This is a genomic window from Streptomyces sp. NBC_01431 (assembly GCF_036231355.1).
GTDB lineage: Bacteria > Actinomycetota > Actinomycetes > Streptomycetales > Streptomycetaceae > Streptomyces.
Map to the genome: position 1 here is coordinate 3,075,360 of NZ_CP109496.1, position 14,760 is coordinate 3,090,119.

The 14,760-nt window shown below is 70.5% G+C and carries 13 protein-coding genes; 3 read left to right on the top strand and 10 right to left on the bottom strand.

All coding sequences use genetic code 11. The features are described 5' to 3' along the window. Nucleotides 1-303 precede the first annotated feature (303 nt). Together OG522_RS13945 and OG522_RS13950 are read right to left on the bottom strand one after the other, a co-directional pair. Nucleotides 304-1,626 (bottom strand): PhoH family protein, encoded by a 1,323-nt coding sequence (locus OG522_RS13945; RefSeq protein ID WP_329463301.1) that lies wholly within the window; start codon nt 1,624-1,626, stop codon nt 304-306. Nucleotides 1,627-2,164: 538 nt separating this feature from the next. Beyond that, a complete protein-coding gene (locus OG522_RS13950) occupies nt 2,165-2,926 on the bottom strand; it encodes an isoprenyl transferase (RefSeq protein ID WP_329463302.1) in 762 nt (253 codons plus the stop codon). Between the two features lie 136 nt (nt 2,927-3,062). Here OG522_RS13950 and mgrA point away from each other — a divergent pair, with 136 nt between their 5' ends. Then, entirely contained in the window at nt 3,063-4,100 is a 1,038-nt protein-coding gene (gene mgrA / locus OG522_RS13955) for an L-glyceraldehyde 3-phosphate reductase (RefSeq protein WP_329463303.1), read from the top strand. A 12-nt stretch (nt 4,101-4,112) separates the two neighbouring features. Here mgrA and OG522_RS13960 read toward each other — a convergent pair whose 3' ends face one another. The 3 genes from OG522_RS13960 to OG522_RS13970 all read right to left on the bottom strand — a co-directional run bounded on the left by OG522_RS13960 (nt 4,113) and on the right by OG522_RS13970 (nt 7,469). After that, nucleotides 4,113-4,751: a hypothetical protein gene (locus OG522_RS13960; protein ID WP_329463304.1), complete on the bottom strand. Its 639-nt coding sequence runs from the start codon at nt 4,749-4,751 to the stop codon at nt 4,113-4,115. Between the two features lie 340 nt (nt 4,752-5,091). Then, nucleotides 5,092-6,654: a DUF2079 domain-containing protein gene (locus OG522_RS13965; protein ID WP_329463305.1), complete on the bottom strand. Its 1,563-nt coding sequence runs from the start codon at nt 6,652-6,654 to the stop codon at nt 5,092-5,094. 11 nt (nt 6,655-6,665) lie between these two features. Further along, complete coding sequence (locus tag OG522_RS13970; protein WP_329463306.1) at nt 6,666-7,469, bottom strand: class I SAM-dependent methyltransferase; 804 nt, start codon at nt 7,467-7,469, stop codon at nt 6,666-6,668. A 46-nt stretch (nt 7,470-7,515) separates the two neighbouring features. Here OG522_RS13970 and OG522_RS13975 point away from each other — a divergent pair, with 46 nt between their 5' ends. Then, nucleotides 7,516-7,890, top strand: coding sequence for a DUF192 domain-containing protein (locus tag OG522_RS13975; protein ID WP_329463307.1), 375 nt, complete (start codon nt 7,516-7,518; stop codon nt 7,888-7,890). Here OG522_RS13975 and OG522_RS13980 read toward each other — a convergent pair. Both OG522_RS13980 and OG522_RS13985 read right to left on the bottom strand, forming a co-directional pair. After that, the gene (locus OG522_RS13980) at nt 7,880-8,647 is read right to left on the bottom strand and encodes a hypothetical protein (RefSeq protein WP_329463308.1); all 768 of its coding nucleotides are present in this window, start codon (nt 8,645-8,647) and stop codon (nt 7,880-7,882) included. The two genes, OG522_RS13975 and OG522_RS13980, sit on opposite strands and share 11 nt — an antisense overlap. A 207-nt stretch (nt 8,648-8,854) precedes the next feature. Beyond that, nucleotides 8,855-9,574, bottom strand: a complete 720-nt coding sequence (locus tag OG522_RS13985; protein WP_329467579.1) for an A24 family peptidase — start codon at nt 9,572-9,574, stop codon at nt 8,855-8,857. 118 nt (nt 9,575-9,692) lie between these two features. On the opposite strand from OG522_RS13985, the gene OG522_RS13990 reads away from it, so the two are divergent. Then, nucleotides 9,693-10,046, top strand: coding sequence for a DUF192 domain-containing protein (locus OG522_RS13990; protein WP_329463309.1), 354 nt, complete (start codon nt 9,693-9,695; stop codon nt 10,044-10,046). Between the two features lie 9 nt (nt 10,047-10,055). Here OG522_RS13990 and OG522_RS13995 read toward each other — a convergent pair whose 3' ends face one another. The 3 genes from OG522_RS13995 to OG522_RS14005 all read right to left on the bottom strand — a co-directional run bounded on the left by OG522_RS13995 (nt 10,056) and on the right by OG522_RS14005 (nt 14,753). Continuing rightward, complete coding sequence (locus OG522_RS13995) at nt 10,056-11,090, bottom strand: hypothetical protein (RefSeq protein WP_329463310.1); 1,035 nt, start codon at nt 11,088-11,090, stop codon at nt 10,056-10,058. A 19-nt stretch (nt 11,091-11,109) separates the two neighbouring features. After that, the gene (locus OG522_RS14000) at nt 11,110-13,956 is read right to left on the bottom strand and encodes a Flp family type IVb pilin (protein ID WP_329463311.1); all 2,847 of its coding nucleotides are present in this window, start codon (nt 13,954-13,956) and stop codon (nt 11,110-11,112) included. A gap of 212 nt (nt 13,957-14,168) precedes the next feature. Further along, nucleotides 14,169-14,753, bottom strand: a complete 585-nt coding sequence (locus OG522_RS14005; protein ID WP_443074697.1) for an OmpA family protein — start codon at nt 14,751-14,753, stop codon at nt 14,169-14,171. Between the last annotated feature and the right edge of the window lie 7 nt (nt 14,754-14,760).

Genomic DNA, 14,760 nt, shown 5'->3' on the forward strand with positions numbered 1-14,760 from the left:
ACGGGAGGAACTGACCCGATGGGCAACTCCCTTGCGGGGAGTGCCGCGTGATGCGCGGGCGGCATACGGCTCAGCTATTGAGTTGCGTGGGTACCGGGGTACCCGGGGTACAGGGGTGCCGTATGCGGGGCCTGACGGATGCAAGACTCTGCCGGAAGCTGACACCGGGAGGCAATTCCCCGCCGCGTGTGAAACCTCACACCTCGCTCGCCCCACTGGTTTTTCCCAATCGCATCCACAAGAAGGCGCCGCCCGGCTAAGCTGCTTCGCTCGGCCCGGCGGCGCCAACTGGTGCGTACTGGTTCAGATGTGACCGTCCTCCAGCATTTCGGTCACCAGAGCCGCGATCTGCGAACGCTCGGACCGGGTGAGGGTGACGTGCGCGAACAGCGGATGCCCCTTCAGCTTCTCGACGACCGCCACCACACCGTCGTACCGACCGACCCTGAGGTTGTCCCGCTGGGCCACGTCATGGGTGAGCACCACCCGCGAATTGGCCCCGATACGGGACAGAACGGTCAGCAGGACGTTGCGTTCCAGTGACTGCGCCTCGTCGACGATCACGAAGGCGTCGTGCAGCGAGCGGCCCCGGATGTGCGTGAGCGGCAGGACCTCCAGCATGCCGCGCGAGGTGACCTCCTCGATGACCTCACGGCTCGTCACCGCGGACAGCGTGTCGAAGACGGCCTGCGCCCAGGGGCCCATCTTCTCGGCCTCGGACCCGGGCAGATAGCCGAGCTCCTGCCCGCCCACCGCGTACAGCGGCCGGAAGACCATCACCTTCTTGTGCTGCCTGCGCTCCAGGACCGCCTCCAGGCCCGCGCAGAGCGCCAGCGCGGACTTGCCGGTGCCGGCTCGGCCGCCCATCGAGATGATCCCGACCTCGGGATCGAGCAGCAGATCCAGCGCGATTCGCTGTTCGGCGCTGCGCCCGTGGATGCCGAACGCCTCGCGGTCGCCCCGCACCAGCCGGATGTTCCCGTCCGCGCCGACCCGCCCGAGCGCCTTGCCGCGCTCGGAGAGCAGCACGAGCCCGGTGTGGACGGGAAGCTCGGCGGCTTCGGGAACGTAGAGCGTCTCCTCCTCGAAGAGCAGGTCGACCTGCTCACCGCTGAGCGGCAGTTCGGCCATTCCGGTCCAGCCGGAGTCGGTGATCGCCAGCTCGGCGCGGTACTCCTCGGCGAGCAGACCGACCGACGACGCCTTGATCCGCAGCGGCAGGTCCTTCGATACGACGGTGACGTCGTACCCCTCCGCCTGGAGATTGCGGGCGACGGCGAGGATCCGTGAGTCGTTGTCCCCCAGCCTGTAGCCGGCGGGCAGTACGCCGGGATCGGAATGGTTGAGCTCGACACGGAGGGTGCCGCCGAGGTCCCCCAACGGGATGGGGGCGTCGAGGCGTCCGTACCGGACCCGGAAGTCGTCGAGCAGGCGCAGCGCCTGCCGGGCGAAGTATCCGAGCTCCGGATGGTGCCTCTTCGCTTCCAGTTCGGTGACCACGACGATCGGGAGCACCACTTCGTGCTCCTCGAACCGGGTCATCGCCTTGGGGTCGGCCAGCAGGACGCTGGTGTCGAGGACGTAAGTGCGCCGATCGGGCATGCGGCGCTTTGTGCTGGTCACCACGGAAGGACGTACCCCCTCGTAAGAGGCGCATGAGGTCGGGGTGCGACGGCGTCGCGGAAACGCGGACCGGGCTCTGGCCGCGATGCGCGGGCCGAGCTCCGGCCCTCCGCGTCGCCCGCGCGCGGTGCACGGTCGTCCTGGTGCAAAGGGCCTCCCGGGCGAGCGGCCTTACTGCCGCTCACTGAGATACGACGTCCGTGGACCGGAACGTCGACCTGGCAGGGTTATGCCCTCGAACAGGCGAAGCCATGCCCCGTCATATGCCCGTAGTTGCACCGGGACTCCGCCCCGGGCCCCGCATCACGCGTTGAGGCCGCCCGCCCCGGGGCTCCGCCCCGGACCCCGTTCGCGCCTGAACGGCGCTCGTCCTCAAGCGCCGGACGGGCTGAAGATGTCCATGCCGCCCAGCACCAGCACTGCCAGGGGCGCGGGGAACTGCGCGAGCAGCCACGCACGGCGGACGACAAAACGCCGGACGGGAGCACGAGCCCGTCCGGCGTTTGAGGACAAAAGGGGGGTCAGAAAGAGGACCCACCCCTCAGGTGCCGTACCTCCGGTGCCGCGCCGCGTAGTCACGCAGGGCGCGGAGGAAGTCGACCTTGCGGAAGGCCGGCCAGAACACTTCGCAGAAGTAGTACTCGGAGTGCGCCGACTGCCAGAGCATGAATCCGGAGAGGCGCTGCTCGCCGCTGGTACGGATCACCAGGTCGGGGTCGGGCTGCCCCCGCGTGTAGAGGTGCTCGGAGATGTGCTCGACGTCGACGATCTCGGCGAGCTCCTCGAACGAGGTGCCCTTCGCCGCGTGCTCAAGGAGCAGCGACCGCACCGCGTCCGCGATCTCCTGCCGCCCGCCGTAGCCCACGGCGACGTTGACGAGTATCCCGTCGATGTCGTGGGTGGCCTGCTCGGCCTCCTTGAGGACTGCCTGTGTGTGGCCGGGCAACAGGTCCGCGTTGCCGACGTGGTGCACGCGCCAGCGCCCGTCCGCCGCCAAGTCCCGTACCGCGTCCTCGATGATGCCGAGCAGCGGGATCAACTGGTCCTCGGGGCGGTCCAGGTTGTCGGTGGAGAGCAGCCAGAGGGTGACGACCTCGACATCCGTCTCGGCGCACCAGCCGAGCAGCTCCTGAATCTTGCTGGCGCCGGCCTGGTGGCCCTGCTCGGGGCTGCGGTCCGAGGCCTTGGCCCAGCGCCGGTTGCCGTCCAGGATGACGCCGATGTGCTTGGGCACCTGATCGTGGTCGAGGCGGCCTTCCACCCGGCGCGCATAGAGCCCGTACACCAGGTCGCGCAAGTTCACCGATTCCACCCTCTCGTTGCTTCCCGGGGGCCCGCCGCCGCCCCGCACACCGGCCGCCCCAGGGAAAGCACAGTACTGCGGACCGGTCACGGCGGCCCAACTCGGTCTGTCACAAGTCCGTGATAAGCAGGGAAACGTGACTGAATCGCTCCGCTTCCACGCAGCCCCCGACCGCTACGACTCCATGGAGTACCGGCGGACCGGCCGCAGCGGCCTCAAGCTCCCCGCCGTCTCGCTCGGCCTCTGGCACAACTTCGGCGACGACCGCGCCCTGGATTCCCAGCGCGCGATCCTGCGCCGCGCCTTCGACCTGGGTGTCACCCACTTCGACCTGGCCAACAACTACGGCCCGCCGGCCGGCTCCGCCGAGCTCAACTTCGGCAAGATCTTCGGCCAGGACTTCACCCCGTACCGGGACGAGCTCATCATCTCCACCAAAGCCGGATATCTGATGCATCCCGGGCCGTACGGCGAGTGGGGTTCACGCAAGTACCTGATGTCCTCGCTGGACGCCTCGCTGAAGCGCATGGGGCTGGACCACGTCGACATCTTCTACTCGCACCGCTTCGACCCGCACACCCCGCTCGAAGAGACGATGGGCGCGCTCGCCTCCGCCGTCCAGCAGGGCAAGGCGCTGTACGTGGGCGTCTCCTCGTACAACAGCGAGCAGACCGCGCGGGCCGCGCGCATCCTCAAGGAGATGGGCGTCCCGGCCCTCATCCACCAGCCGTCGTACTCGATGATCAACCGCTGGACGGAGGAGGACGGGCTGCTGGACACCCTGGAGGCGGCCGGCATGGGGTGCATCTCCTTCGTGCCGCTCGCCCAGGGCCTGCTCACCAACAAATACCTCAAGGGCATCCCGGAGGGCTCCCGCGCCACCCAGGGCAAGTCGCTCGACCCCGGCCTGCTCTCCGACGAGGTGGTACGCCGTCTCAACGGGCTGAACGACATCGCCTCCCGGCGCGGCCAGTCGCTGGCGCAACTGGCGCTCACCTGGGTGCTGCGCGACCCCCGGATGACGTCGGCGCTGATCGGCGCGTCCAGCGTGAAGCAGTTGGAGGAGAACGTGGCGGCGCTGGCCGGACCGGCGCTCACGGAGGCGGAGTTGAAGGAGATCGACACCTTCGCCGTGGACACCGAGGGCACCAACATCTGGGCCGGCCGCGGCTGATGCCCGCCCGGCTCAGGCCGCGTACCCCTGCCCCGGCCCGGGGGTGCGCGGCCGGCCGAACCACTGGCCCGCGGTCCGCCGGCTGAGCAGCACCACGACCGCGACCGCGGCGAGGCCCAGGAGCGCGCCGCTCGGGCGGTGGGCCCCGATGGCCCCGAGCCCGGCGAGGGTCTGAAGGCTCGCGAAGACGATCGAGGTGACCCGCACCCCACCGCGCCCGCTGTCGAAGAGGAACGCGAACACGATGAGCACCCAGCCGCAGAGGTTCGCGCCCATCGCGTAGCCCGCGGCCTCCGCGCCGCCGACCGCACCCATGATCACGGAGTTGAGCGCGCTGAGCCCGGCCATCGAGAAGATGACGATCTGCGCTGCCCGCACCTCGCCGGGCATCGACTGGGGCACGACCGCCGCGTACGGATGCCCGTAGCCGAAGGCGTACGGGTCCTGGGGGTACGGGGGCTGTCCGTATCCGGGCTGCGGGTACGGGGGCTGTCCGTACCCGGGCTGCTGCGGGTACGGCGCCTGGCCGTACGCGGGCTGCTGGTAAGGGCCCTGCGCGGGAAGCGGGTACGGGCCGGGCTGCTGCGGCGGGCCCCACTGGGGCTGCGGCGGAAGGTTCTGCGGCTGAGGCGGGGGCTGCTGGTCCGACATGATCAAGACCTTAGCCAAGCCCCACAAGAAAAAACGGGCCGGTCCGTGGGGGGGATACGGACCGGCCCGAGGGGGGGTTTCCACCATAACCCTTCGTAAGTGGTGGTGGGGCCCACGGCGTCCGGGAATTACGCTCCGGAATCGGCCCGGTACGGATGGCTGCCCCCTCGCAGCCCGCCGCAAGCGCCGCGTCCGGCGGCGATCGTGCAGGTCAGAGGGGTGACGAGTGCACCGCTCCCGGCACCGCGACGGATTTCGTCGTCGGGAATCCGCTGTCCAACTGCTTCGGCGCACTCACCCAAAGGGAGCAGTGTCGTGTCATCTGCGTGACCGTGCGATGTCAGGGAGTGCCCGACGTCCGCTGCCAGATTCCGTGCCGGGAACCCTTCCGCAGCAGCGACACCCCGTCCTCCTGCGCGACCAGCACATAGCCGTACCTCGTCAGCGCCTTGCGGTACTCCTCCTCCTGGCGGGGTTCCGGGTAGGGCCAGTAGCCGGGCGGGTAGGGCCAGGACTCCGCCGGTGCCCGGTCGTAGGCGATCCACTGCGCCGTGGGCGCGGGGATGGGGGTGGTGGCCGCGGTCAGCTCCCACCGCACCGGGAAGGTCGGAAACAGGACGACCGTGGCGCGTGAAGTCAGTTGTGGCGCAAGGCGGTTGGAGGCCGCCACCGTCGCCCCGTCGGGGATGCGCCGCAGGAGGTCGCGCACCGCCGAGACGTGCGCGGTGGTGCGCCAGGTGGAGCGGTGGACGATCTGGGCGAGCGGGAAGGACGGGAGGAGGACCAGCGTCACGGCCGCCACCGTCGCGAGGGAGGCCCGGACGTGGCGGCGGGCGAGCGGGTCGTCGGCGGCGGCGTAGGGGCGCAGCGCGTCGGTGAGCGCCGCGAGCACGACGGGCATCAGGACGGCCGAGTAGTGGAACGCCGTCCCCCAGTGGAAGGCGTTGGTGGACAGCATCCGCCAGCCGAGGGTGGGCACGGCGATCAGCGCGAGCGGCGAGCGCAGGGCGATGAGGGCGGCCGGCGCGAAGACGAGGACGAGGGTGGTCGCCTTCACCTCGGGGCGTACCGCGTCCAGCGGTGCGAGGGCGAGCGTGGTGAGCAGCGAGTGGTGGGCGGGCGCCAGGTTCGCGGCGTGCGCGTAGGCGCCCGCCGGGTTGAAGAAGGGCATCAGGACTTTGAATTCGAGCACGCTGCCCACCAGGCCCAGCACGGCGGTGGCGATGCCGAGCCGGCGCGGGCCCCGCCAGGCGACGTACCCCCCGATCGCGGCGAGCGTGAGCCCGAGGTCCTCCTTGACCAGGAGCATCGGTACGGCCCAGGCGACAGCGCGGCGCCACTGCCGGCGGGCGAGTGCTTCGAGGGCGTACGAGACCAGCGGTACGGCCAGGCACACCTCGTGGAAGTCGAAGCCGACCGCCGATGCGATGCCCCAGCTCAGCCCGTACCCGAAGGCGATGACGTGCCCGGCCCGCCGACCGAGGACCCGGGTGGCCTGCCGGGCGAGCGGCACCACGGCGAGCGCGAGCAGCGCGGCCTGCGCGAAGAGCAGCGTGTAGGGGCTGGGGAAGAGGCGGTAAAGGGGGGCGAGGGCGGCGAGCAGCGGGTGGAAGTGGTCGCCGAGGAGGTCGAATCCGTTGCCGCGCAGCGGTGCGAGGGGCGCGTCGAAGTGCGCGTAGGCGCGGACGGCCTGCTCGAAGATGCCGAGGTCGTAGCCGGTGGTGCGGACCAGGGCCTGGCGGCGGCCGGAGACGGCGGCGTAGAGGAGGAAGAGCGCGGCGGCCCAGCCCCACCACAGCAGAGCGGGCCGCGCGATGCGTAGGCGAGGGATGCGGGAGGTGGGCGCGGGCGGGATCGGAGGCCGAGTACGCCGCCCTACCCATTGGTCAGCAATTGTCCCCATGCATCCGGATGCTAGGCAGCCCGGGTCGGCCGCAGCGGCTTCCGCGCCTCGATCAGGAAGCGTGTCGAGTGCGCGACGAAGGGGCCCTCGGTACGGATCTGCTCGTCCAGCGCCTTCAGCTGGTCGCGGTACTCCTCGACGCTGAAGCCCGGCACCATCCAGATCACCTTGCGCAGGAAGTACACGACGGCGCCGATGTCCAGGAACTCCGTCCGCAGTTTCTCCAGGCGCAGGTCGACGACTTCGAGGCCCGCGCTCTCCGCCTCCTTGCGCGCCCTGCCGGGATCGCGGGCGCCGCGCACCTCGGGCGCCTGCGGCCCCAGGAAGTACTCGACCAGCTCGAACACGCTGGCCGGGCCCACCTGTTGGGAGAAGTACGTGCCTCCGGGCGAGAGCACCCGGGAGATCTCGGACCACCAGGTGGTGACGGGGTGCCGGCTGACCACGAGGTCGAAGGCGCCGTCGGCGAACGGCAGCGGGGGCTTGTCCTCGTCCGCGACGACGGGCACTCCGCGCGGGTGGAGCAGGCCGGTCGCGCGGGCGATGTTCGCCGGCCAGCCCTCCGTCGCGACGGCGAGCGGCGGCAGCTGGGGCACCGCGGCGAGGACCTCGCCGCCGCCGGTCTGGATGTCGAGGGCGGCGGTGGCCTTCGCCATCCGCCCGGCCATCGAACGGGCGTACCCCCAGGACGGCCGCTCTTCGGTGGCCCGGCCGTCCAGCCAGGAGAAGTCCCAGCCGTCGACGGAGACGGACGCGGCCTCGTCGATCAGTTCCTCGAAGGGGCGGTTGTTGTGGTTCCTGATGTTTCGGCCCATGTTGCGGACCCTACGCGGCGGCCCCGTGAGCCACTACCGTTTATCCATGGGCCGATGGAGGGATGGAACGGGCGAGTTGAGCGTGCTCGACGGCGTCGGGGCGGCGGTCGCGCTGGAGATCGCGGCGTCGTACCGGGCCCGCACCAAGGGCCTGCTCGGCCGCGACGGCATCGAGGGAGCGATCCTGCTGACCCCGGCGAGCAGCGTGCACACCTTCCGGATGCGGTTCGCCATCGACGTGGCTCATCTGGACCGCGAGCTGCGCGTGATCGCGGTACGCACGATGCGCCCCGGCCGCCTCGGCGCGCTCCGGCCGCGCGCGCGGCACGTGCTGGAGGCGGAGGCGGGCGCGATGGCCGGCTGGGGCCTGCGGCCGGGCGCACAGGTGGTCATCGCAACCGGGCAGGATCTCAGGACCTGAGCTTGGCCGCCTGCGCAACGGCGAGCTCGGACGGAATCCGGGGCGTGTCGCCGCCGTTCACGTCAACGGCGTAATAGGTGACGACGGTCGTCCCGCTCCTGACCACCTGGAAGACCATCGGCACGGTCTCACCCTGCGCGACGCCCGTCAGCTCGTACGCGATCGCCTCGTCCCCGGCGTCGGGCGCGGGCAGCTCCTTGACCTCGGTGAACACCGATGGCTCCAGGTCGCCGCCCTTCGTGGTGAATCCGTCGGCGCAGGCGTCGAGCGCGGTACGCAGCCGGGGCAGTACGTCGGTGGCGCCCGAGGGGTGGGCGCCGAGCACCTCGGTGACGACGGTCTGGTCGGCCTGGCCGTCCTCCGTGGTGTCCAGGAGCCGCCGGAAGACGGTCGCGGAGGGCGCCGGGTCGGGGGTGCCGTTGATGACGGCGACGATCGGCGCGCAGGCGGCCTTCGAGGCCCGCGAGCTGCCGGTGGGGGTGCCGCCTTCCAGCGACTCGGCGGCGAAGTCCTTCACGTCGCCGGTGACGAGGGCGGCGGTGGCGAGCTGCTCCGCGCTGAGCGCTCCGGGGGCGGCCTTGGTGTCGGCGCCACTGGACGCAGCGGGCGCCGTGCGGGAGCCGCCGGACGCGCTCGCGGAGTTCCGCACCGATGCCGGCCCCTCGCCGCCCGAACCGGTGGGCCCGCACGCCGCCGCGAGGGCAGCCAGACACACCCCAGCCGTCGCCACACGGCTCCGTACCAGCCTTGGCTTCATACCCCGCACCGTAACAACGACTCCTATGGATTGCCCTGGTCCCGAACCACCCGAACCACCCGTCGGGCAGCGGGTGCCCATTGGCCATGCGGTGCACACCGGGCGGCTACCGGAGGGTGGTGGAGGGCGGAACACGGTGCGCGGAGCCGGCGCGTCAACTCATCGCGGGCCGGGCCGGAGCAGGGGAGCCGTGAACGCTGTCGGGAGTCAGGACGCGACCGTCAGCGCCCCGAGGAGTACGCCGACCACCGCTCCGCCGAGCATGAACGGACCGAAGGGAATCGCGTCCTTGCGGCCCGCCCGGCGCAACACCATCAGACCGAGCCCGTACGCGGCTCCCAGCAGGAATCCCGCGAAGGCGCCCAGGAACAGGATCCCCCAGCCGTACCAGCCGAGCACCATGCCGAGGGTGACGGCGAGCTTCACGTCGCCGAAGCCGAGCCCGTTGGGGTTGATCAGGAACAGTACGAAGTAGGCGCCACCGAGGGCGAGTCCGCCGGCCAGTGCGCGGACCCAGGAGCCGGCGTGGCCGGGCAGCACTCCCGCGCAGATCAGCAGGGCGGCCATCACCCCGGCGAGCGGCAGGGTGAGTATGTCGGGAAGTCGGCGCACGGAAAGGTCGACGCCCGCCAGCAGCACGGCGAAGGGCACGAACAACAGCCACACGGCGAGCTCCGGCCGCGCTCCGGTGGCCCCGGCCAGTGCCGCACAGCACCCGGCGACCACCAGCACCGCGCCGAACGACCGTTGCCCGCACACCGGCCGGCCGAGCCAGCCCCGGGCCGGACCGGTGAACCGGTGACCCTGCGGACATGCCTCACGCCACGACTCGTCCGGGTCCACGGAGAGCCGGTAGGCGGCGCGTGGCACCAGGGCCCCGCTCGCGGCGCCCCAGGCCGCGGCGAGCACGATCAGCGCGCTGTTCACTTCGTTCACCCCTGCACCCTAGGTGCCGCCGAGCCGACGGACATGGGCCCACGGGCCTGCTCCGGCGGTTCCAGGGCCCAAGGCGGGGCCGGCTGACGGCACCTACTACTGTGACGCCATGAGTCGATGGCGCAACGGCACGGGCGAGTTGGTCATCGGGGACCGGGCGGTACCGCTGGAGATCGCGACCTCCTACCGCGCACGCACTCGGGGCCTGCTCGGCCGCGACGGCATCAAGGGCGCGATCCTGCTCTCTCCGGCGAGCAGTGTGCACACCTTCCGGATGCGGTTCACGATCGACGTCGCCTTCCTCGACCGGAATCTGCGGGTCCTGGCCGTCCGCACCATGAAGCCCGGCCGGCTGAGCGCGGTCCGGCTGCGCGCCCGCCACGTGATCGAGGCCGAGGCGGGCGCGATGCAGGAGTGGGGGCTGCGGGTGGGGGCACAGGTCAAGGTCGTCGACGGCGCCTGAGACCGGGCCTCAGGAGGGCAGTCGGCGCAGCACCGCCCGGCTGTGGGCAACCTCCTGCTCGGTCCGGTGCAGAAAGCCACGGGCTTCCTCGGCCGCCATGCCACGCCGCACGTACTGCTCGGCCACATCCATGGCCCAGGGGGTCAGAGCCGCTGGGTCGGCGCCGCGGCCCAGGCCGTCGAAGATCTCGCCCACCAGCCAAGCGGCGAGGCGGGTGGTCCAGAGGGCCTCGAAGTCCTCTCCGCAGTCGAGCCCGAGCAACGCGCACTCCTGCTCCGCCTCCGCCATCCGCTCCCGGGTGACCCGGTCCGGCGTGGGCATCAACTCGCGTACGAGCAGCCGGACTTCGAGCCAGTCGGGACGGTACTCGTCGGCCTCGTCCAGGTCGTCCCAGCCGACCGGCCACTCGGGCGGAGGTTCGGGCACGTCGAGCGGGGAGGCCGGTAGCAGCGCTCCCAGCGCGGCGCGTGCCCGGACGAGTTCGATCGTGGGGGCCAGAGCCCCTCCGGCACCCACGGGCAGTTGCCGCACGGCGGCCGGGAGCAGCGGTTCCTCGCCGTCCGGCGCCCGCTCGCCTCGCGCGCGGTAGCGGCTCCGGCGCAGCGCGAACAACCGCTCGCGGGCCCAGAGCCGGTCCCCCTCACCGATGTGCCGGTCCGGAGCGAGAGCGAGCAGCGCCCGCTCGCCGTCCGGAACCCCGAGGTCGAACAGCAGGTTGACCGCCTCGTGTGCGGCCAGACCGGCGCGTACCAGCCGAACGGCGAGGTCAGCCGCCCCGGCCGGGGCCACGAGCCCGGATCGGGCGGCCCGCTCACGCAGCTGCCCCAGCAGCCGGTGGGCCTCGCCGGAGAGCTCCTGGCGGCGCCACTGGGCTTCGAAACGAGCGCCCTGCCCGGCGGTGAGCTCCGGCGCCGGCCCGTGCCCGGACCGGCTCTCCTCGTACACCTCGTAGAGATCCCAGAGCGTGCCGGTCCAGCCGTCGACCACCGGCAGCACCTGGGCCAGTACGGCCTCCAGCGCGGCCAGTACCACTTGCTCGGTCATCGCGCCGTCCACCGGTTCATCAGGAAACACCCAGGTACTCCATGGCCGTCTTCGGATCCTTCATCTTGCCGGAGTGCAGAGCTTCGTACCTCTCGGCGTCGCTCTTGGCGTTCCAGGCGGCATCCATCTTCCGGAGCTGGTCGGGACTGAGGTCCTTTCCGCCGACCCGCAGGCTGACGCCGTTCTTCGCCATCTCCGAAGCAGGCGTCCCGGCCGGCCGCTCCTTCGGCTTTCCGGCAGCCTTGTCCGTCTTGCTCTGCTTCTTGTACTGGAACTGGTCGAAGACCTTCTCCCAGCCGTCGGTCGTCGCGACCTCGTACCGCGCCGCCCGTGCCGGGTCCTTCTTCGCCCAGTCACCGAGGCGCTGCACCTGGTCCGGGAAGGAGGCCTGGGTCGTCGCGTTGCCGCGGTTCTTGACCTCGACGACGTTGACCTTGCCGTCCTTGCCGCGGTAGACGACGTCGACATCCGGGATACCGCTGACGTCGAACTCGCCTCCCTTGCCGTCGGGGAGCTTGGACCGGCCCTTGTTGTTGTCGCCGACGGCGGAGTAGACCGTGGAGCCGTCCGCCGCCTCGTCCTTGGCGATGTTCTTGGTGATGTTGGACTCGGCAAGGTTCTGCGCGAGCGCGTCGGCGTCCTTGGAGTTGAGCGCCTTCTGCGCGAGCTGCTCACGGCTCAGCTTGTCGATGTTCTTCTGCTCAAGGAGATCCGTGACGTCCTTGATGGCGTCGGCGGCCGCCTTCGGCCCGATCTCCTTCTTCAGCGGGTCCGGGTTGTCCTTGACCCGCTTGAGCAGGTTGTCGAGAAGGTCGGGCTGGACGTGCACGCCGTCCTTCTTGGCATCCTGGATTGCCTGCTTCAGCACCTCGGCACGGGAATCGAGCGCCTTCTGCTGGGCATCGTGCGCGTCCTTGCCGTCCTCCGCGTCGCAGTGCTGGTCCTTGATCTGGACGACACCGGGGGTGGCGCCGAAGGACGCCGTGGTGATGGGCCGGTAGGCAGCGGTGACAACGGTGCCGCCGCTCCTCGGCTGCCAGCCGTCCGAACCACCGCCGTACGGGACGCGCAAGGGGGCGCTCGCCACCGTGCAGCCGCTCTTGCGCGCCTTGTCGGCCGCGTCGTCGGCGGCCTTCTGAGCGTCGTCGGCCGCCTTCTCGGCCTCGCGGATGTCACCCTTCTTGATGGCCTTGCGGACCCGTTCGAACGCCTCGTTGGCCTTCTCGATGAACCGTACGACCTTATTGATCTTGTTGATCTTCTCCAGCTTGACGAGGATTTCCGCCAGCTTGCCCTCGCCGACGCCGGGAATGAAGTACGAGCCGCCGTTCCACAGCGTCAGGCCGAAGGCCTCGCCGTAGTCGCCCCGATTCCACGCGTCGCGGACGTCCTTGGTGACGACGAAGTCACCACCGAGCTTCCACACCATGCGGGGGCCGAAGGAGAGGTCCTGCTCGACCAAGCCCAGGACGTCGCCCTTCTTCACCTTGTCCCAAGCACTGTCCCACTCGTTGGAGACGATGTCCGAGCCGTAGTTCCAGAGACCGGTGACGGTGCCCTTCACGGTGTCGACGGGGTGGATGACGGCGTTCCAGCCGTCCTTGACATCGCCCCAGACACCGTCGACGACCAGCCCCTTGCCGGCACCGACGACTTGGTCTCCCGCGCAGGAGAAGAACGCTCCGAAGCCGGAGAGGCAGCCGTCGTCCTTCTTGGTGTCGCCGCCGCCTCCGTTGTTCTTGCCGTCGTTCTTGCCGTTGTCACCGCTGCTGCCGCCATTGCCGCCGCTGTCACCGCCGTCACCGGAGGTGTCACCGCCGTCGCCACTGTCACCGCCGTCGTCGCCGGACCCGCCGGACCCGCCCGAGGCACCGGAGCCATCTGCACCGGACGCGCCTGCGGCACCCGAACTCGCGCCACTGGAACCACCGTTGGCAGATGCGCCACCGCTGGAACCACCGTTGGCTGCCGCTCCGCCGTTCGCGCCACCGTTGGCCGAACCGTTGGCGCCAGTGGAACCGTTGGCACCGCCGGAACCGTTGGCACCAGTGGAACCGTTGGCACCGGCGGAACCGTTGGCGCCGGTGGATCCGCCGTTGGCGGTGGATCCACCCGCGCCCGAGCCGGCCGTGCCTCCCGTCGAGCCGCCGGTCGACGGGCCGCCGGCGCTCGCGCCGCCCGTCGTTCCACTCGACGCACCCGCACTGGAGCCGCTCTTGTTCGAGGCGTCGGCCGCGGCACGCGGCGGCGGGCAGGCCGACCCCGTGACCTTGCAGATGGCGGACTGGATGCCGCCGGATATCTGACCGCCCAGCCCGCTGAGCACCAGCGCGAGGACGATGCCGACGACCAGCGTGATGAGTCCCGCATACTCGACGGCGGTCTGGCCCTCCTCGCTGTGCCGCCACTTGATCATTCGCGCGAGGCTGAAGGGCCGCCGGTCCGGTGCGGGACGATTCGGCGTCAGGAACCATTCGCGTGAGCTCCGTCGGCACAGCAGCACCACGATGGCCAGCGGCATGGCCAACTGGGTCAGCCCCTTGGACTGGCCGTGGGCGAAGGCCCCCAACGCCTGTAGCAGCGGGGAGACCTGGACGCCCATCAGCGCCCACCGCACCCTCGGTCCTCCGCTGTGAAGCCATCGCAGCAGAACGAACCCGGCCACGCCGGGAGCCACCGCATAGGCCAGGGCCCCGAGCAACTCCCCGTCGAACGGCGCCGCGAGCAGCACACCGAGCGCGGACAGCACCGTAAGGACGAAGAGAACAACCACCAGCAGCCTGACGTACTCGACCGGCCGCGGCATGCGCACACGCCACGACCCGGCCGGTATCGGCACGGCTCCCCCATTGCTGATCGATGACATGGAGCTGAGGGTAGAACCAGCCATGCGAGTCGGCATGGGCCCCAGGGCTCAACCTTGGGCCTATTAACGGCAGTTGTGGAGATGACCGACGATCCCGGCGACGGCTGGAGCCGTGCTGGCAGTGCAGCCCGTTCCTGCCCGGAGTACGCCGAAGCCGGTCCGCATGTGATGCGGACCGGCTTGTGGACCTGCGTGTCCGTGGATCCGTGCTGCTATTTACCGCGCGGGAAGGTGACCTCCACACGGCGGTTCTTCTTGCGGCCGTCCTCGGTGGAGTTGTCCGCGATCGGGTACTGCTCGGCGTAGCCGCGGATCTCGAACGTCACACCGCTGCCCAGCCGTTGGGCGAGAATGCCCTGAACAGCGTCCGCCCGCTGTTTGGACAGTTCGACGCCGTGCTCGTGCGACCCGAGGTTGTCGGTGAAGCCGAAGACCCGGACGTTCGACGCGTTCTGCTTCTTGATCTCATCGGCGATGGCCTGGATGCGGGATGCCGCCTCCGGGGAGAGGTTCGCGCTGTCCTTGCCGAAGAGGACTTCCGCCTGAAGTGCGAAGCTGATGTCCTGGTTGGTGTCGGTACGTCGCTCCTCGCCACCCTCGTCCACCACGATCGACTTGATGTCGAGGACGCGCGCCGGCGCCAGCGTCGCACCGTCGACGAGCTTCAGGCCAGGGGCGGTCGGGTCCACCTTCACCGGCGGACTCGCCGCGGGTACGGCGGTGGGGTTGGTGTCCGCCACCGCCGGAGAGAGTCCGCCGAACATGAGGGAGCCCACGGCAGCTGTCACCACGGCCATGGCTCCC